We start from the raw sequence: 19,444 nt of genomic DNA, 5'->3' as shown, positions 1-19,444 counted from the left end.
AACAAAAAAAAGTGATCTGGTCAACAAAAACTATTCAAATCGGCCCTGTTGATGATCTATCGCAGATTTTATGAAACCTTTAAATAAAGGGTGTCCATCTCTTGGTGTCGAGGTGAATTCCGGATGGAATTGAGAAGCAACGAACCAGGGATGATTTGGGATTTCAATAATTTCGACTAATTTTTTATCTTCAGATAAACCGGTGACCACTAGCCCCGCTTTCTCTAAAATAGGTAATAAATTATTATTTACCTCATAACGATGACGATGGCGTTCAAATATCTCTTTTGTGCCGTACATATCAAACACTTTAGAACCTTTTTTAAGGTGGCAAAGCTGTGCACCTACCCGCATCGTGCCCCCTAAATCCGAATTTTCGGTGCGCTGTTCAACTTCACCGGTTTTATCAAGCCACTCAGTGATCAAGCCAACAACAGGTTGGTCACAGTTAGCCTCAAATTCCGTTGAATGGGCATTTTTAAGGCCAGCGACATTGCGTGCAAACTCAATGATCGCAACCTGCATCCCTAAACAGATACCTAAATAAGGTATTTTATTTACGCGTGCATATTGAGCCGCGAGGATTTTACCTTCAATACCGCGTTCACCAAAACCGCCCGGCACTAAAATCGCATCAACGCCTTCTAAAATAGAAACGCCTCTCACTTCAACATCCTGCGAGTCGATGTATTTTATTTTGACCGATGCCGCATTTTTAAGCCCGCCATGTTTAAGCGCTTCATTAACAGATTTATAGGCATCTGGCAGTTCAGTGTATTTACCTACCATGCCAATGATAACTTCATTTGAGGTGTTCGCTTCTTCAGAAACGACTTGCGCCCATTCGCTTAAGTCAGCTTCGGGGCAGTCAAGACCAAAACGTTTGACACAAATCTCATCAAGACCCTGCGCTTTTAACAAGGCTGGAATTTTATAGATAGAATCTACATCGCGTAATAAAATCACCGATTTTTCGGTGACATTACAGAATAAGGCGATCTTCACACGTTCGTTAATGGGAATATTCACTTCAGAGCGGCAGACTAAAATATCTGGCTGAATACCTAAACTGCGCAACTCTTTAACCGAATGCTGTGTGGGTTTGGTTTTAACTTCACCGGCGGTTTTTAAGTAAGGCAGTAATGTCAGGTGCATGTAGATAACACTGTCACGCCCGACTTTTAGCCCCAGCTGACGAATCGCTTCCAAAAAGGGCTGTGATTCAATATCACCTACCGTGCCACCGAGTTCAACGATCGCAATATCATGGCCTTTACCACCAGCAACAATACGTTCTTGAATCTCGTTAGTAATATGTGGAATAACCTGGATGGTTGCACCAAGGTAATCACCACGACGCTCTTTAGCCATCACTTCAGAATAAACACGACCCGTTGTAAAGTTATTACGGGCGGTCATTCTGGTGCGGATATAACGCTCATAATGCCCTAAATCAAGATCTGTTTCTGCACCGTCATCGGTTACAAAAACTTCACCATGTTGTATTGGACTCATGGTGCCAGGGTCTACGTTAATATAAGGATCTAGTTTCAGAATGGTGACATCCAGACCACGTGCTTCTAGAATAGCAGCCAGTGAACCTGCTGCAATGCCTTTACCGAGTGATGAAACAACACCACCCGTTACGAAAATATATTTTGTCGTCATAGTAACCCTGAAAATTTAGGAATGGGAAAAATAAACTCAGCTTCAATTGTAAAAATAAAAACGCAAAAAACCATCAGCTTACGAAATCACTGAGGTTAATAATAAGCAGGTAATTTATTACAATTTTAAAATGAGAATTTAGAGCATTTAGATGGGAATATAGTATAGCAAGAGCGCTCATTTTCGACAATCTTTTCTATTCATTAACTTAAAAACATGCAGCTATGTTAATGACTAAAAAATTTAGCACTTTATTGTTGATCGCGAGCAATGCGCAGAAGAGATCTGCCGGGTGAATTTTTAGTGGCGTTATTTCAATTTTATCTTTTCTTAAAACGGGGTTATTGCCTGTTAACGGAGTGATTAAATGAATTAACGGAGTGATTAAATGAATTAACGGGGTGATTAAATGAATTGACGGGGTGATTAAATGAATTGACGGGGTCATTGAATCAATTTTTTGGTTTATAGAATAAGGGTCTACAACAGCTAAGTTGATATTAATTGATTATAAATTAAAAAAACGGTCTTAAATGCTTTATAGATGCATTCAAGACCGTTCCAATATTATCTTAGTTTAAAAACCGAGGTTTTTTAGACAACACTATACCTTATAGGTATAAACGTGCACCAAGTGCCCACTTGTTATCATCTGCAGTAGTAGCATCGTCGTCACCAAGATCAACCTGGTAACCAACATAAGTCAGAACATTGTTAAACGGCTTGTATTCTACCTGGAATGCCGTTGATTCATTTAATGTCTTATTAGTTAGATCATTTTCAACAGTTTCATAGTTAACACTGAGGTTTACGCTGCTTGGTAATGCGTAAGCTGCAATCGCGCTTGTCTGCGATGTTTCAGCAAGTGCATTGTTCATAAACTCGTTGTCAGCATAAGAAACGGCTGCATATAATCCGTTACCGTAAGAACCATATTTTGCTGAAACAATATTTGAAACAGCTTTGTCTGCAGCAACATCACCGGTGTTGTGTGCATAACCTAGAGTTACGTCCATTACTGAGTAGGTTAATGCCGCTTGCACACGAGTATCATATGCAGCGTGCTTACCCTGCCAACCTAGACCTAATTTAAGCGCGCCTGCAGTGCCTAAATCTAGTTTATTGCTGTAACTGACCATTCTTTCAGCACGTCCTGTACCAAGATTATAGTGGTCGCTGTATAAAGATCCGTTAGCGAATGCAACAGGTAAATCTGCAACGCCACCAACACTGTAGTATGGAGACCATTGTGTACCGATGATAGCAGTACCGTTGTCTGCATGGCTAAGCCCAAGGTAACCTAAACGTGTGGAAAATGAGTTTGCTCCGCCGTCTAATGTATTTACTGACCACTCAGTGCGAAGAAACATAGTGTAACCTTCGCCTAAATCACGAGTAGCTTCAAAATTGATACGCGGTGATACTGAAGCTACCTGAGTTTCGCCTTCATCTGATCCAGCTAAACCCATTGCAACATGGCCGCCGATAGAAAAAGTATTAGCTGCATCGTTGTATAATTCAACCGCTGAACTTGCGTTGGCGAATAAAAGTGCTGGGATTGCGACTGCTAGTAATGTTTTTTTCATAGTTTTCCTGTTTATCTTTTTTTTAGGTTAAATGCGCAGGCAATACAGCATAATAGTGTATGCTCGGCGCTAATCTTGAGTAAAGTCTGCCTCATTATTACCAGGTAATAAGAAATGTTCTTTACTCTGTATAATTTACTAGCTTGCCACCTAGCAAACGTTGATAAATTATTTACTGCCCGTATTAAACACCCTGTCTAATTCGTCAAGGTTACTTTAAATATTGCCAACATTAACGAAAGGCTATCGTACCTATAATATAAAAATAAACAGTGATCGAACTCGAATATTGCAAAGGTACTTTTTTATCGTTTCTATTTAAATAACCCTTGCTTTTTAAGGGGGTTAGCAGTTATCAGCTATCAGCCGACAGCACTTTAACCCTGCTGCTTTTTGACTTGTTCCCAAACTGCATCCAACTCATCGATGGTGCAGTCCTGCATTTTTTTCCCCTGTTTTAATACAGCTAACTCAACCAGACGAAAACGTTTTTCGAATTTACTGTTCGCCTGACGTAATACTTGTTCAGGATTGCATTTTAAATGACGCACTAAATTCACATTTGCAAATAACAGATCCCCTAACTCTTCTTCAATACGCGCCTGTTGTTGCTGCTCGCTGAGATCATCACGTTTTACTTCCACTAACACTTCGTCTATCTCTTCATAAATTTTATCAACAACAGGCGGCAAACTATCCCAATCAAAGCCCACACTCGCACAGCGTTTTTGAATTTTATAAGCACGGTTTAATGCCGGTAAGCTTAAGGGAATATTATCTAATAGACTGTCGCTTTTATTTTCTGACAACGCTTTTGCGGCACGCTCCTTGTCTTTTTCAGCTTCCCAGTTGGCATGAATGGCGTCTTCACTGGCAAACTCGGCCTTGGCAAATACGTGCGGATGGCGACGAATCAGCTTTTCGCTGATCGCCTCAATAATATCATTAAACTCAAACAGCCCCTGCTCTTTTGCCATCTGCGCATAAAAGACCACTTGAAATAATAAATCCCCCAGCTCCCCTTTTAACTCATCGAAGTCTTTCAGCTTTATAGCGTCAGCAACCTCGTAAGCTTCTTCTATAGTATGAGACACAATGGAATCAAAGGTTTGTTTGTTGTCCCAGGGACAGCCATTTTCAGGATCGCGCAGTTGTTCCATAATCTTTAACAGAGGTTGTAAATTAGCCGTTGGCATAAAGAGATCCTTAATAACATTAATAAATAAACTGCTAAGAATAAATGAATTGTCGAAGATTATAAACAGGATATGAATGATCACGGGATATACAGACGCACACTACAATAAGGTGCTGTTAAGCAGCCACTGAGATCTTTGCTTTATAGCCTTATAGCCTTATAGCCTTATAGCCTTATAGCCTTATAGCCTTATAGCCTTATAGCCTTATAGCTTTATAGCTTTATAGCCTTATAGCCTTTATCCCATTACAGCCTTACCGCTTTTTAGCTTTACAGCCTTATGGCTTTTATAGCTTTTATCGCTTTTTAGCTCAGAAATCAAACACAACCGGGCAGATAATAACTACATTTAATGATATAACATTTTGAGCTTGGAAATAAGATAAAACTATATTAGCATAAGCTAATTAAAATTAAGGTTCATTGTCAAGGGCGCACTCATGAAATCAAAATATTATTCACTCTCAGCATTTTTTATAAGCTTGTTTTTTGCCATTATTTACAGTAAATCGCTTTTAGCAGATACATTGTTTGAAGTAATCGATCAGAAAAAAGAACAGATCGTCGTTTTAGATGCCACCATTGAGGCCATTAATAAAGCAACGGTTTCTTCACAAACCAGCGGGCGTATTACAAAAATTAATTTTGATACAAATGATTATGTCGAACAAGACAGCATTATATTGGAAATGACCAACAAAGAGCAGGGAGCACAGCTCGCCGCTGCGGAAGCTAATGTATTACGCACTCAGGCGGCCTATAATGAATCAAAATTAAATTATGATCGTTATAAAAAACTTTTTCCTAAAGGTGCTATTTCACAAGGGCAATTAGATCAGGCTGCAGCGACAGCTGAAACCAATAAACAGCTTATAAAGGCAGCCCAGGCGGGTTTAATCCAAGCCAAAGAATCCTTAGATTATACTATTATCAAAGCCCCCTTCGCAGGTGTTGTGACCGAACGGCATGTCGAGATTGGTGAAACAGTCAATCCCGGCGCGCCACTTTTTTCCGGTATGTCATTAACCAACCTGCGTGCGATAACTGAGATTCCGCAACGTTATCTTGTGGCGCTGCGTAATAATCCAGAGTTTATTATTACTCTCAGTGATGGCAGTAAACTGTTTTCGAATAAAATCACGTTATTTAACTATGCCGATCAACAGTCTCATGCTTTTAAGGTCCGTATAGACTTACCGCCTACCGAGAAACTCTTATTACCCGGAATGTGGGTGAAAGTACAATTTGTTTGGGGAGAATCAAAAATGATTAGCGTACCCAGCAGCGCAATCTTGACCAATAACGAACTGAATGCAGTCTATCGGGATGTTGATGGTAAAGCGGTGTTAACTCAAGTTCGATTGGGTAATAGTCTGGATAACGAGGTTGAAATTTTATCCGGATTACATTCCGGCGATAAAATCAGTATTGATGCTTACCAAAAGCTACAACAGCTAGGGGCTAAATAATGAATTCTCAACTCAATATTTCAGGGAGAATTGCACAATATTTCCAAGGGGCTGCCATCACCCCTTTGCTTGCTATTGTCGGATTATTATTAGGTTTTTTCGCTATTATGGTAACTCCCAAGGAGGAGGAACCACAAATCGATGTCACTTTTGCAGATATCTATATCCCCTTCCCCGGCGCCTCCCCTAAAGAGGTAGAAAACTTAGTGACCATTCCGATGGAACAGGTGATTTCTGAAATAAAAGGGATTGATACTACTTACTCTTTTTCGCAACCCGATGGTGCGATGATCATCGTTATTTTTAAGGTGGGTGAACAACGTAACGATGCGATTGTCAATTTGTACAACCAAGTTTATTCCAATATGGATAAACTGCCGATGAATGCAGGTATCGGCCAACCCTTGATTAAACCGCGCGCCATTGATGATGTACCCATCTCCTCATTAACCCTTTGGTCAAAAGATAAAAATGTCACCCCACAGCAATTGACTCAGGTTGCTCATGGCTTGGAAAGCGAACTTAAACATATTAATGGCACCCGTGATATCTATACGGTTGGCGGGCATCAACTGATTGTTGATATACGTATCGATCCCATAAAAATGAACAGTTTTGGCGTCAGTTTTGATCAGATCAATCAAGTGTTAGCCAGTAACAATGCCAGCTCATCGCCGGTTTCTTTAATACAGAATAACCAGCAGATAAAAGTACAAACAGGGCAGTTTTTACAAAACATTTCTGAAATAAAAAAATTGATTGTTTCGGTTAAAAGTGGTTTTCCAGTTTATTTAGAAGATGTCGCCGAAGTTAATCTGTCCGCCGATATTCCAACGAAAAATGTGTTACACGGTGAAGATGGCAAGTTATATCCCGCGGTAACGATAGCGATTGCCAAGCAGCCCGGTAAAAATGCCGTTGATGTCACCAATGCAATAGCAGCGCGCATTAATGAAATTAAAAATGTGCTTATCCCAAACAATATTGAGGTGACCATTTCGCGCGATTATGGCGCCACCGCGGAAGATAAATCCAACACGTTAATTGCTAAACTTATCTTCGCCACCAGCGCAGTAATTATTTTAGTGTTATTAACCATGGGCTGGCGGGAAGCAGTTGTGGTAGGCGTGGCTATTTCGATCACTTTGACTATTACTCTGTTTGCCTCATGGGCCTACGGATTTACCCTGAACCGGGTTTCTCTGTTTGCACTTATTTTCTCGATAGGGATTCTGGTCGATGATGCGATTGTGGTAGTGGAAAATATTCACCGCCATATGAAGTTAAGTAATGAAAAACTCAGTAAAATCATTCCCGTTGCGGTCGATGAAGTTGGAGGGCCGACTATACTTGCAACCTTTACGGTTATTGCAGCCCTTTTGCCAATGGCTTTTGTCAGTGGCTTAATGGGCCCTTATATGAGTCCCATTCCCATTAATGCCAGCATGGGAATGCTGATTTCATTAGCTGTTGCTTTTGTGCTTTCCCCCTGGTTAAGCGGAAAATTATTAAAATCTCACAGGCCAACTAAAAAGCCAATCACTCACGCAAGCGAAGAAGTTAAGCCGATCACAGAAAATTTTATGGACCGCTTATTCCATAAAATAATTGGCCCCTTTGTGCTGGGCAAAAAAGCGAAAATGGCGCGTTGGATTCTATTTGTTGTGGTGATGATTTTAATCCTGTTATCTGTGCTTCTACCCCTTACAAAATTAGTGGTTCTGAAGATGTTACCCTTTGATAATAAATCAGAATTTCAAATCATTGTGGACTTACCCGAAGGCAGTCCTATCGAAGAAACCCAACGTTTACTGGTGGAGTTGAGTACAGTTGTTATCGATGTCCCTGAAATTAAAAACTTTCAAATTTATGCCGGGACTGCGGCGCCGATTAACTTTAATGGTCTGGTGCGTCATTACGATATGCGCAGCACCCAGGAGCTCGGTGATATTCAGGTTAATCTTATCGATAAAAGTAAGCGGCAGCGCGATAGCCATAAGATAGCGCTCAGTATCCGCGGCCAACTGCAAAAAATAGCTCAACCTTATCAAGCCAATGTAAAAGTCGTCGAAGTACCACCGGGACCACCGGTATGGTCACCCATTGTGGCAGAAGTCTATGCCCCGAATGCGGCGCTTAGGCAGCAGACAGCCAAGCAGTTACAGGCCTTGTTTTATGGTACTGACGATGTAGTTGATGTTGATATAATGTATCCAGAGGATCAGGAAAAATGGCAAGTTAATATTGACCGCAGTAAGGCAGCGCGCTTAATGCTGTCCTATGCCAATATAGTGGACGCAGTATCAACCTCCATTGGCGGCAAAGATATTAATATTCTACACAGCGATAAACAAAAGTATGCCATCCCTATTCGTCTCCAGCTTAAAGAGGGTGATAAAGTCAATTTGGCACAGGTCTTAAATCTTAAACTCGCCAACCAGAATGGTAAATTAATTTCTCTGTCCGAGGTAATTGAGATTAAGAAAACCCTGGTGGATAAACCTATTATGCATAAAAACATGATTCCAATGATTATGCTGACGGCGGATATGACGGGACAATTAGACAGCCCTTTATATGGTATGTTCTCTATATACAACACCATCAAAGAAAAAAAATTAGATATCAATCAATATCTTATTAATCAACCTAAGGGTACTGAAGAAGTCGCCATCTTATGGGATGGTGAATGGAAAATAACCTATGAAACCTTCCGGGATATGGGTATTGCTTATGGCGTTGGAATGATATTGATTTATCTATTAGTCGTTGCGCAGTTCCGCTCCTATATTGTCCCGCTTATTATTATGGCGCCCATTCCCTTAACTATTATCGGCGTGATGCCCGGACATGCCCTGTTAGGACAACAATTTGCTGCGACCTCAATGATCGGGATGATCGCCCTGGCAGGTATTATTGTCAGAAACTCAATTTTGTTAGTTGATTTTATTAATCATCAAACAAACAATGGGAAACCTTTTAGCGAAGCGGTTATTAATGCAGGGGCAGTACGTGCCAAACCTATTATTTTAACCGGCTTAGCGGCGATGATTGGGGCATTTTTTATTCTTGATGATCCCATTTTTGGCGGTTTGGCAATCAGCCTGATTTTTGGTATTTTTATCTCAACAATATTAACCTTACTGATTATTCCGGTGCTTTATTACGCCTTTATGCATAAGCGCTTTGAGTCCTAAGCTGCTTCTTTATTATTAGGGACGCATATAAAAAGACCGCCTAAATCGGCGGTCTTTTTATTTTTTTAAAGCACAATCAACCGTCTTTAACCCCAAACGACTTGAAGATGCCAAACCAGGCAGTTGAATTTATGTTTTCACACTGTGGGTTTTTTTAAAGATAATGCCCTCTCTATCTTTTTCTGGATAGGGTAGTGGAGCCGTTTCAATAAGTGAACTCTTACAGCGCTCAACAAGCTCATGGTACATTACTGTGCCTTTAATTTTCCAGGTTAATTCATCATCTGAGACTGTACGTTTTACTGTCGCAGGACTGCCGAGTATTAAGCTTCTCGCATCAAAATGACTATTTGCCTTAATAAAACTGTGCGCGCCTACAATGGATTCTTTACCTATTACAGATAAATCCATTACCACCGCATTCATTCCAATAAGGCAATTTTCTTCGATATGACAACCATGAATAATTGCGCCATGACCAATATGACTATTTTCTTCTAATAGTGTTTCATAATCAGGAAAACCATGAATCACACAGTTATCCTGTATATTGCTGCCATCCATAATGCGGATACCGCCCATATCACCACGAACAGCGACTTGCGGGCCAATATAAACATTTTTTCCTATTATCACATCACCAATAATATCAGCACTGGGGTGCACAAAACTGCTAGGGTGAATGACCGGTGTTACTCCATCAATTTTATATATTGCCATGCTAAATCCTTTGTATTATTAAATATTACCCAGACCATTAAAACGAGAATAATAATCCGATGCAAGTAAAGGCAATAGCCCGTCAATTGTTTCACCATGCTCTGTTATATGAGCTTTGGCTTGTAAATGAATTTTTTGGTATATATTGATTGTAATTTCTTGCGCACGCCGTCCACTCCAATTATGAGGCAAGAATTCATCGGGAAGCAGAGGATCACGAATAATAATACGTCTATAAAAATGGATCAGGAGAAGGCGTAATTTGAAACAATCTTCATTATCTAAGGCGTCACTGCCTGCCTCTTGTATCATTAACTCTATTGGGTCAAACATATTGACAAAAGCGCCGTAATCGTCATTGATTTTATCTAAATTCCAAGTATCAGAAACAAATTTACTTTTGTTTTTTTCCTTGCATGAAACAAGCTCTGCGCCAGTCAAAATAGTTGCATCTGAACATTTACTTAAGATCCGTTTAAAGCTAGGTTGCAATGCTTGTCCTTGATCTGCCTGAATATACATTCCTTTATTGAGTATTCCAAAACCATATTTAGCCAGTTCTTTGCCTTTAAGGTTTGATTCAGTGATCGTAGATGAGGGAATATGAATAAAATTCCATCTTCCATTCCAGGCCGGCTTTTCGGTATTATAAATTTTTTTGTTCGCCTCTCTTATTTCATCAAAGCGCTCAGGCGTCATATAATAATAGCTTTTCCTGCCTACTTTTTTTGCATCAACCCAACCGTCTTGTTTTAATCTAAACAGGGATGAGCGTACAAAACGTTGATTGAACCCTAAAGATTCAAAGAAGTTTATTAAGCTGCTCATCCCTATTGCACTGTCACTATGGCAAAGATAATCACCCAGGAAAGTCATCACTAAGGATCTTCCACTAATATAATTATGCTCTATTGCTAAAGTGAAAAATTCGTTTAATTTTGTTTTCAAAAAACCTCAATATAATTATTTTTAAGTCTAAAAAGTAAGGAGTAAGCACATTTATAATGAACTTTATATGCTGGCCATCTTACTATAACTTTCATATGATAAAGAATAAAATTAAAGACATTACTTAGTTTTATTCTTTATTTATTAACTAATAATAAAGAGGAGAAGCTTTTTTTTTATAAAATATTTAGGATGCTCTTAAATCAAAAACACGCTGTGCTTTGCCTTCCGAGCGAGGAATAACGCCACTAGGTTGAATCAATATTTTTGAAGATACACCAATCATTGTTTTGATTCGATGCTTAAGTTCAGTCACCATATTAATACTTGTTTGGTTGTCTATCGTGCCTTTGAGTTCAACTTTGACTGTCAATGTATCAAGGTTTCCCTGCTTATTAATTTCAAGTTGATAATGTGGATCGAATCCGGCAACACTGAGAATTTGTTCTTCTACTTGTGATGGAAATACATTTACGCCGCGGATAATCAACATATCATCGCTGCGACCGGTTATTTTATCCATACGTCGCATTGTTCTTGCTGTACCGGGTAAAAGCCGGGTTAAATCGCGCGTTCTATAGCGTATAACAGGCATCGCTTCTTTTGTTAGCGAGGTAAAGACTAATTCACCATGTTCATTATCAGGTAGAACATCACCACTAACAGGATTAACAATTTCAGGGTAAAAATGATCTTCCCAAATGGTTGGACCATCGGCTGTTTCAGCACATTCCATTGCAACCCCAGGGCCCATCACTTCGGTTAAACCGTAGATGTCTAACGCTTTAATGCCTAAGCGGTTTTCGATTTCTTTGCGCATAGAGTCAGTCCAAGGCTCGGCGCCAAAGATACCAATTTTCAGTGAACAATTTGAGGCATCACCGCCGTGTTTTTTCTCAAGTTCATCAATCAAATTTAAACAATAAGAAGGCGTCACCATAATAATAGTGGGTTTAAAATCTTCAATTAATTGAATTTGTTTTTCGGTTTGTCCGCCGGACATTGGAATAACAGTCGCACCCAGTTTTTCAGCACCATAATGTGCCCCCAACCCTCCGGTAAACAGGCCATAACCATAAGCAATATGGATAATGTCTTCTGAACTACCGCCTGCCGCTCGAATTGAACGAGCCACAATAGTTGCCCAGGTATCAATATCGTTTTGAGTGTAGCCGACAACGGTCGGTTTTCCGGTTGTGCCCGATGATGCATGGACACGGACAACATCTTTCATTGGGACTGCAAGCGTACCAAAGGGATAGTTTTGACGAAGATCTTCTTTGGTGGTGTAAGGAAATTTATTAATGTCTTCCAAGCATTGAAAATCTGAAGGCTGTACGCCGGCATCATCAAATTTTTTCTTATACATTGGAGAGTTTTGATAAGCGTGTTCAATGGTCCATTTCATACGCTCAAACTGTAAAGCACGCAGATCTTCAGATGATGCTTTTTCAATTGATTCTAATTTATTATAAATTGTCATTGTTCTCTTTCCTTTTTAATATATCACTCTGTTTTTATAGCCCTAACAACAGAGTTAAATAAGCAATTAAACGCGTTCAATGATCATGGCAATGCCTTGACCAACACCGATACACATGCAACAAAGCGCATATTTTCCTTTACGTCGTGTTAACTCATTAGTGGCAGCCATAACAAGTCGAGTACCGCTCATTCCCAGTGGATGCCCTAATGCAATGGCACCGCCATTTGGGTTGACATGATCAGCATCATCAGGCAACCCTAATTCACGTAATACGGCTAATGATTGTGCTGCAAAAGCTTCATTTAATTCAATTACATCCATATCATCAATTGATAAACCCGCTTTTTTAAGCACTTTTTTAACCGCAGGTGCTGGACCCATTCCCATTATGGATGGCTCAACCCCGGCAGTTGCACAGGCAATCACTTTTGCTTTTGGTAATAAACCGTATTTAATAACCGCTTTGTCGCTTGCGATTAACATTGCAGCAGCACCATCATTAACACCAGACGAATTGCCAGCAGTCACACTGCCATTTTCAGCAAAAGGAGTACGTAAATTAGCTAATTGAGAAAGCGTTGTTTCTGGACGCGGGTGCTCATCTTTATCAATAATGGTTGGTTCAGATTTGCGATTTAAAATGGTCACCGGCACAATTTCTTCTGACAGTCTTCCCGATTTCTGGGCTTGTTCAGTGCGGTATTGACTTCTTAGGGCAAAAGCATCCTGATCTTCGCGGGAGATATTGTATCGGGCAGCGACATTTTCTGCTGTTTCAGGCATAGAGTCCGTGCCAAACTGTTTTTGCAGCTCTTTATTTATAAAGCGCCATCCAATGGTTGTATCGTACATTTCTGCATTGCGGGAGTAAGCTGACGTCGCTTTACCCATCACAAAAGGAGCGCGTGACATTGATTCAACACCACCAGCAATCATAAGCTCTGCATCACCTGCCTTAATACTTCTTGCAACAAGTGAAATAGCATCCATACCAGAGCCACATAAGCGATTAATAGTGGTACCTGATACTTCTTCCGGCAATCCGGCAAGCAGCAGACTCATGCGCGCAACATTACGATTATCTTCTCCAGCCTGGTTTGCACACCCATAAATAACATCATCAATTTCTCGCCAATCAATATCCGGATTACGTTCCATAATGGCTTTAATGGGTAAAGCGCCCAGATCATCCGGACGTATTGGTGAGAGACCGCCGCCGTAACGACCTATTGGTGTTCTTATTGCATCGCAGATATATGCATTAATCATTGTTGTTATCTCCTAATATTTGAGTGCCTAACCGATACGCTTTCCCTCTAAATAGAGCGACCAATTTTTGCTGTTGATTGGTGACTTCAACATCATAGGTACCGGTTACTTTTCCCTGGGATTTCATATGCGCCGTTGCCGTAAGTATGTCGCCCTCAAACCCCGGGCGAAGATATTCAATATTGCAACCCGCAGCCACAGCAGTCTGATTCTCACTGTTACATGCAAAGGCAAAGGCTGAATCTGCAAGGGAAAAAATCATTCCGCCATGGCAACTTGGAAAACCGTTTAACATAGTGTTACTGACAACCATATTAAGCACCGCATATCCCTTACCCATGTCTTCGATTTTCATTCCTAAGAAATTAGAGCAAGCATCATTGTTATACATTTTTTTGGCACAACGCCATGCTAATTCTTGACTATTCTCCATTAATGACTCCGTAAGATAATTGTCTTAATAAGGGGGATGGCCGGTAGCGCTCTTCACCATAAAAAGCCGTTAAAGACTCCAATGTTTCTTTGACGTTTTTCCAGCCTAATTTCTCACCCCACTCAACGGGCCCTAAGGGATAATTGACGCCGCTTTTCATTGCGATATCAATATCAGCTTCGGAGGCACCCTTTTTATTAGCTAAATCTAATGCTTCGTTACTCAACATACTTAATGTGCGCCAAACAATCATGCCGGGATAATCTTTTATTAGAATGACTTGTTTATCCAATAACTGTAGAAAGGCAATGACTTTATCCGTCTGGGCATCGCTGTTTTGCAGTGCACCTGAGACAGCAACAACCGAGGTAGACAAATAATCACGGCAGTAATCAATAGTGACCACCGCGGAGCCTAATTTATGGGAAAGTTCTGTTGCTGTCTTCCCTCTTGTTGGAATAATAAGAACGTCATCAACTTTTAGAATGGCGCCTTTCGCTAACAGAGCATTATTCAATGTTGTATTTTTGTTATCACCAAAGGATTGGTTAACAAGCTCTTTAAGTGTTAATTCTGAGTCATCCCAATGGGTCGCCAGGGTGACAGCATTAATATCCATGGTCACCGGGCGGCAAGTATTATAATTATTTTGATATGCCTTTTCGCTGTAATCATAAAAACCCCGCCCACTCTTACGGCCAAAAAATCCGGCATCGACTAATTCTTTTTGAGCCAATGAGGGTTGATATCTGCGATCTTGATAACAGGCATCAAATACGCTTTTGGTGACCGCATAATTAACATCATGACCAATCAAATCCATCAGCTCAAAGGGCCCCATATTAAACCCGGCCGACGCACGCATCAGGTGATCAATATCATCAATAGTTGCAACGCTCTCTTCAAGTGCTCTTAACCCTTCAGCATAAAATGGCCGAGCGACGCGATTGACAATAAAACCGGGAATAGAGCAGGCAAGAACAGATTTTTTCCCGCAGGAGCGTGCCCATTGTTGCGCTGTTTCTGCGATATTATCAGCCGTTGCGACACCTTGAATCACTTCGACTAATTTCATCACTGGTGCAGGATTGAAAAAATGCAGGCCAATAAAGCGTTCAGGCGATTTTAATGCACTGGCAATCGCGGTAATCGATATTGATGATGTATTCGACGCTAAAATACAATCCGCTGAACAGATTGTTTCTAATTCTTTAAATAAGCCCTGCTTTATTTCAAGATTTTCAACAATAGCTTCAATCACCAGATTTGCTGACGCTATTTCAGATAATTCCGATGAACAGTGAATTCGCAGAAGAGTGCTTTCCAGTGTCTGTTGTTCCATCCGTCCTTTTTTAACGCGACGCTCAAGTTGTTTTTCGATATTCTCTTTTGCTTCTTCAGCCTTGCCTTTTGCAAGATCAAATAAATAAACTTGATAGCCAGATTGCGCTGCAACTTGAGCAATACCCGCTCCCATTGCACCCGCGCCTATCACGGCGACGGTTTTAAATAGTAATTTTTCCACAGTTTATTTCCCTTTAAAGACCGGTTGTCTTTTTTCAAAGAAAGCCGTAACACCTTCACGGTAATCATCAGTACGCCCTGCAAGACGTTGCAGGTCGCGCTCTAATTCAAGTTGTTCTGATAATGTATTATCACTACTGTGATTAAGCGCTCTCTTTATATAACCGAGTCCCGTTGTTGGTTGCGTTGCAAGATGATCAGCTAATGTCATCGCTTCTGACATTAGTTGGTCATCTTCAACGCATTCCCAGATCATGCCCCACTCTTTAGCCTGCTGCGCGGGTAACTTATTGCCGAGCAGCATTAATGCCTTTGCCCGTGCCGGGCCAATTAATCGCGGCAGTGTCCATGTGCCCCCGGAATCCGGCACTAGCCCAAGTTTGCAGAATGCCTGAATAAAACTCGCGGATTTCCCTGCAATCACAATGTCACAAGCGAGCGCCAGATTTGCACCTGCACCTGCCGCCACGCCGTTAACCGCTGCAATAATGGGCTTGTTGATTGCAACAAGCATATTTATCAGCGGATTATAAAATTTCTCAATACTTTCACCGAGATCGGGTCTGGCTTGATCTGCGCTAATATTACGATCGTTTAAGTCTTGTCCCGCACAAAATGCGCGACCTGTACCTGTAATGACAATGGATCGTACTTCATCATTTCTGTTGGCATTTTTTAATGCACTCATTAATGCTTGGTGCATTTCAGGGTTAAAACTATTTAATTGTTTTGGTCGATTAAGAGAAATAAGGCAGACGCCATTTTCTATTATTGTCAGTACGCTATTTTCCATCAATCTAACTCCCTTTATAGGTCGGTTGACGCTTGTTAAAAAAAGCATCAATGCCTTCTTTTCTATCGTTGCTTGCGGCTAATGTGACAAACAATTGACGCTCGAATTTTAAGCCTTGATCCAAGCTGCTATTAGGAACTTGCTGCAGAGATTGTTTGGCAGCTTTTATCGCAAGCGGCGCGCGTTTTGCTATTGTTTCGGCAATGATGATGGTGCGCTCAAGTGTTAACTCAGGAATAACAACTTCACTAATAAGACCTGCTTGTAAAGCGCGTTCGGCCGTGATCGGAAGCCCAGTCAGTACCATTTGATTAGTCAAAGATTTACCGACTGTCCGCGCTAAACGTTGTGTGCCACCAGCACCCGGTATTAATCCTAAGGTTATTTCCGGCAAACCAAACAGGGCTTTTTGTCCTGAAATGGCAATATCACACAGTAGAACTAACTCAAGGCCGGCTCCTAAGGCATAACCATTCACAGCGGCTAATAAAGGTTTGCTAAACTTATTTAAACGCGCCCATAATTCAGGTCTGGGGTTCAACCAGGTATCAATAGCACCTTGCGTTGCTAACTCATTAAGATCTGCACCTGCAGCAAAACAACGTTGTCCACCGGTTAGCACGACCGCAGCAATATGATTCTGTTGCTCGGCTTTATCTAATACCCCTGCCAGTTCATTAAGGCAGTCATTTGAAAGTGCATTACGTTTTTCGTAATGCGTAAATTGTATTAACAGCACACCCTTTTTTTCAGAGCATTGAAGAAAATTTGATTCATTATTTAAAGTCAATATCCCTGCCTCCTAAGCATCAAAGTCAACGGTGACTGCATTTGAAGTCGGTACAGCCTGGCAGCTAAGAACAAAACCTTTATTAACTTGTTCATCTTCCAAACTATAATTAACCGACATCTCAACGGTACCCGATGTCACTTTACAAATGCAGGTTGCACAGACGCCCCCTTTACATGCGTGAGGAAGATCAGCACCTTGTCGAAGCGCTGCATCTAAAATACTATCGTCATCTTCAGTCATTTCAATTGACATAATACGGCCATCACGTTTTACTGTTATCTCGCTTTTTTCAACATGACTCTCAATTGCTCGTCGTGGACTTTTTGAAATATTAAAGCGTTCAACATGAAAGTTCTCTTTGCGCAGTCCGCCTTTATTTAAAACGCTGTAAGAAGGCTCTAACATCTCCTCCGGACCACACAGATAGCACTCATTAAATTTACTCCAATCAAAAAAGGAATGACCTAAATCTTGAAGTTTTTGCGCATCCAGCCGGCCGTTTAGCAGTTCAGCCTCATGACTTTCACGGGAAAATAAATAAACAAGCTGCAATCTGTCCGTAAAGCGATTTTTATAATCGGATAATTCTCTTTTGAACATAGTGGAATTCAGTGTTTTATTACCATAAAGCAGCGTAAATTGACTTTCAGGCTCGGCTTCTAAGGTGCTTTTTAACATCGAAATAATAGGCGTAATGCCTGAGCCAACGGCAATACCTAAATATTTTTTATTGGTGTTTTTTTCAGGTTCAAAGCCAAACTGACCTTTTGGAGACATAACATCAATCGAATCTCCCACTTTTAATTCTTTATTTGCATATTGTGAAAAGCGCCCATCGGGGATTTCTTTAATGCCAATACTAAGATCGCTGTCGTTAGCAGATGAGCATATTGAATAACAACGGCGCAGCTCCTCATTATCAAGCGTTGATTTCAGCGTCAGGTATTGCCCTGGCTTAAATTTAAACTCTGCTGATAATGACGCTGGAATTGCAAATGTAAGCACGACGGCATCATTCGTTTCATGTTGTATTTCTTTTATCATAAGCGGGTAAAATGTTGTCATAATTAGTTCTCGATTAAATACATTTAAAGTAATCAAAAGGTTCATAACAAGTAAGGCATTTATAATGTGCTTTACAGGCTGTTGATCCAAACTCACTGATTAATTGGGTTGATTGACCACCACAATTTGGACAGTTAACGCTGGGTGGTAAAGAGCCCTCAAAACAGGCTTTACCTTGAGGTGGCGCAATGCCGTAATCAGATAATTTTTTTTTGCTTGCCTCGGACATCCAATCCGTTGTCCAGGCAGGATCCAGACTGACATTTACCTTAACGGGTGTGTGCCCTGCTGATGTCATTGCTTGTGTAATGTCATTAATCAGCATTTCTGTTGCCGGGCAACCAGAATAGGTTGGTGTAAAAGTCACTACCCATTGTTCGTTTTCAAAATCAACGGCGCGTAGCATCCCCAGTTCAGCGATCGTAATCGCTGGAATTTCTGGATCCGGTATCGCTGAAAGTAATTTCCAGGCTGATACTTTTTGAGGATGATCAAGCGTTTCTAAATTTTTAACAACCATTTCAACCCCTACCATTCACAGTTAGGATAAGATCTTTGTATGTGCTGCATTTCAGCTAACAGAAAACCAAGATGTTCACTGTGTAAACCTTCCTTGCCACCTTGGCGGGTGTTTGTTGTTTTAGGTAGAACAAGATTTGCCTTGGCTAATGTGCTTTCTATTTCCTGTTGCCACGTTGGCTGCAATGCTTGAACATCAACAGCAAAACCTTGTGAAATAAGGTTTTTCTCATTGTCTGTCGGGGTAAACATTTCATGACTGAAGCGCCACATTTCATTGAGTGCCATTTGCATTTTTTGATTACTTTGAGCCGTGCCATCACCTAATCGAATCATCCAATTCTGGCTGAAACGTTTATGGTAGCTGGCTTCTTTAATTGATTTTTTTGCAATAACGACTAATTGAGGATCGCTACTATTTTGAAGTTCTGTTAAGAAATGATAGTGAAAAACATCAAATAGGTATTGGCGTGTGATAGTAATATCAAAGCCTTCGTTCGGCTGTTCACTTAAGAGCAGATTATAATAAGCAGATTGATCTCGAAAATAAGCAAAATCGTCTTCTTTGCGATTTTCAGTATCGAATTCACCCGCATATTGATATAAATTACGCGCTTCGCCAAGCAGATCTAAACTGATATTGGTCAGCGCTAAATCAATTTCAAGCTCAGGCGCAATACCGCAGAGTTCCGCTAAACGATGTGATAATACAAAACTAGTATCAGCTAGCTGCAGTACATATTGTAGTTTAGGATCAATATTATTCATTCTTAACT

At 40.6% G+C, this 19,444-nt stretch carries 17 protein-coding genes; 2 read left to right on the top strand and 15 right to left on the bottom strand.

Annotation, left to right across the window (positions count from 1 at the left end):
* Positions 1-30: 30 nt before the first annotated feature.
* From PING_RS03510 to mazG, 4 genes are all read right to left on the bottom strand, one after another.
* Positions 31-1,668 carry a CTP synthase gene (locus PING_RS03510; RefSeq protein WP_011769080.1) on the bottom strand — a complete coding sequence of 546 codons (1,638 nt, stop codon included), beginning with the start codon at positions 1,666-1,668 and terminating at the stop codon, positions 31-33.
* 208 nt (positions 1,669-1,876) lie between these two features.
* Positions 1,877-2,116, bottom strand: a complete 240-nt coding sequence (locus tag PING_RS20400) for a hypothetical protein (RefSeq protein WP_011769079.1) — start codon at positions 2,114-2,116, stop codon at positions 1,877-1,879.
* A 163-nt stretch (positions 2,117-2,279) separates the two neighbouring features.
* Positions 2,280-3,254 (bottom strand): porin, encoded by a 975-nt coding sequence (locus PING_RS03505; protein ID WP_011769078.1) that lies wholly within the window; start codon positions 3,252-3,254, stop codon positions 2,280-2,282.
* A gap of 377 nt (positions 3,255-3,631) precedes the next feature.
* Complete coding sequence (mazG, locus tag PING_RS03500; protein WP_011769077.1) at positions 3,632-4,450, bottom strand: nucleoside triphosphate pyrophosphohydrolase; 819 nt, start codon at positions 4,448-4,450, stop codon at positions 3,632-3,634.
* 442 nt (positions 4,451-4,892) lie between these two features.
* On the opposite strand from mazG, the gene PING_RS03495 reads away from it, so the two are divergent.
* Complete coding sequence (locus PING_RS03495) at positions 4,893-5,921, top strand: efflux RND transporter periplasmic adaptor subunit (protein ID WP_011769076.1); 1,029 nt, start codon at positions 4,893-4,895, stop codon at positions 5,919-5,921.
* Positions 5,921-9,118, top strand: coding sequence for an efflux RND transporter permease subunit (locus PING_RS03490; protein ID WP_011769075.1), 3,198 nt, complete (start codon positions 5,921-5,923; stop codon positions 9,116-9,118). Before PING_RS03495 ends, PING_RS03490 begins: the two co-directional genes overlap by 1 nt.
* 129 nt (positions 9,119-9,247) lie before the next feature.
* Here PING_RS03490 and PING_RS03485 read toward each other — a convergent pair whose 3' ends face one another.
* The 11 genes from PING_RS03485 to paaC all read right to left on the bottom strand — a co-directional run bounded on the left by PING_RS03485 (position 9,248) and on the right by paaC (position 19,436).
* Positions 9,248-9,838, bottom strand: a complete 591-nt coding sequence (locus tag PING_RS03485; RefSeq protein WP_011769074.1) for an acyltransferase — start codon at positions 9,836-9,838, stop codon at positions 9,248-9,250.
* Positions 9,839-9,856: 18 nt separating this feature from the next.
* On the bottom strand, positions 9,857-10,786 hold the full coding sequence (locus tag PING_RS03480; protein WP_041765896.1) for a PaaX family transcriptional regulator: 930 nt from the start codon (positions 10,784-10,786) through the stop codon (positions 9,857-9,859).
* Positions 10,787-10,973: 187 nt separating this feature from the next.
* Positions 10,974-12,269 carry a phenylacetate--CoA ligase PaaK gene (gene paaK / locus PING_RS03475; protein WP_011769072.1) on the bottom strand — a complete coding sequence of 432 codons (1,296 nt, stop codon included), beginning with the start codon at positions 12,267-12,269 and terminating at the stop codon, positions 10,974-10,976.
* Positions 12,270-12,335: 66 nt separating this feature from the next.
* Entirely contained in the window at positions 12,336-13,541 is a 1,206-nt protein-coding gene (pcaF, locus tag PING_RS03470; protein ID WP_011769071.1) for a 3-oxoadipyl-CoA thiolase, read from the bottom strand.
* A complete protein-coding gene (gene paaI, locus PING_RS03465; protein ID WP_011769070.1) occupies positions 13,534-13,974 on the bottom strand; it encodes a hydroxyphenylacetyl-CoA thioesterase PaaI in 441 nt (146 codons plus the stop codon). Before paaI ends, pcaF begins: the two co-directional genes overlap by 8 nt.
* Complete coding sequence (locus tag PING_RS03460; protein ID WP_011769069.1) at positions 13,964-15,499, bottom strand: 3-hydroxyacyl-CoA dehydrogenase; 1,536 nt, start codon at positions 15,497-15,499, stop codon at positions 13,964-13,966. The genes paaI and PING_RS03460 overlap by 11 nt, the downstream gene beginning before the upstream one ends.
* Positions 15,500-15,502: 3 nt before the next feature.
* Entirely contained in the window at positions 15,503-16,291 is a 789-nt protein-coding gene (gene paaG, locus PING_RS03455) for a 2-(1,2-epoxy-1,2-dihydrophenyl)acetyl-CoA isomerase PaaG (protein ID WP_011769068.1), read from the bottom strand.
* Positions 16,292-16,295: 4 nt separating this feature from the next.
* Complete coding sequence (locus tag PING_RS03450) at positions 16,296-17,081, bottom strand: enoyl-CoA hydratase-related protein (RefSeq protein WP_011769067.1); 786 nt, start codon at positions 17,079-17,081, stop codon at positions 16,296-16,298.
* A 12-nt stretch (positions 17,082-17,093) separates the two neighbouring features.
* On the bottom strand, positions 17,094-18,149 hold the full coding sequence (gene paaE / locus PING_RS03445) for a 1,2-phenylacetyl-CoA epoxidase subunit PaaE (protein WP_011769066.1): 1,056 nt from the start codon (positions 18,147-18,149) through the stop codon (positions 17,094-17,096).
* A 13-nt stretch (positions 18,150-18,162) separates the two neighbouring features.
* Entirely contained in the window at positions 18,163-18,669 is a 507-nt protein-coding gene (gene paaD / locus PING_RS03440) for a 1,2-phenylacetyl-CoA epoxidase subunit PaaD (RefSeq protein ID WP_011769065.1), read from the bottom strand.
* An 8-nt stretch (positions 18,670-18,677) separates the two neighbouring features.
* On the bottom strand, positions 18,678-19,436 hold the full coding sequence (gene paaC, locus PING_RS03435; RefSeq protein WP_011769064.1) for a 1,2-phenylacetyl-CoA epoxidase subunit PaaC: 759 nt from the start codon (positions 19,434-19,436) through the stop codon (positions 18,678-18,680).
* Positions 19,437-19,444: the final 8 nt, after the last annotated feature.

This window comes from Psychromonas ingrahamii 37 (genome assembly GCF_000015285.1).
GTDB classification, from domain to species: domain Bacteria; phylum Pseudomonadota; class Gammaproteobacteria; order Enterobacterales; family Psychromonadaceae; genus Psychromonas; species Psychromonas ingrahamii.
Note: the sequence above shows the minus strand (reverse complement) of the source record. Positions and strands in the feature narration are given on the sequence as shown.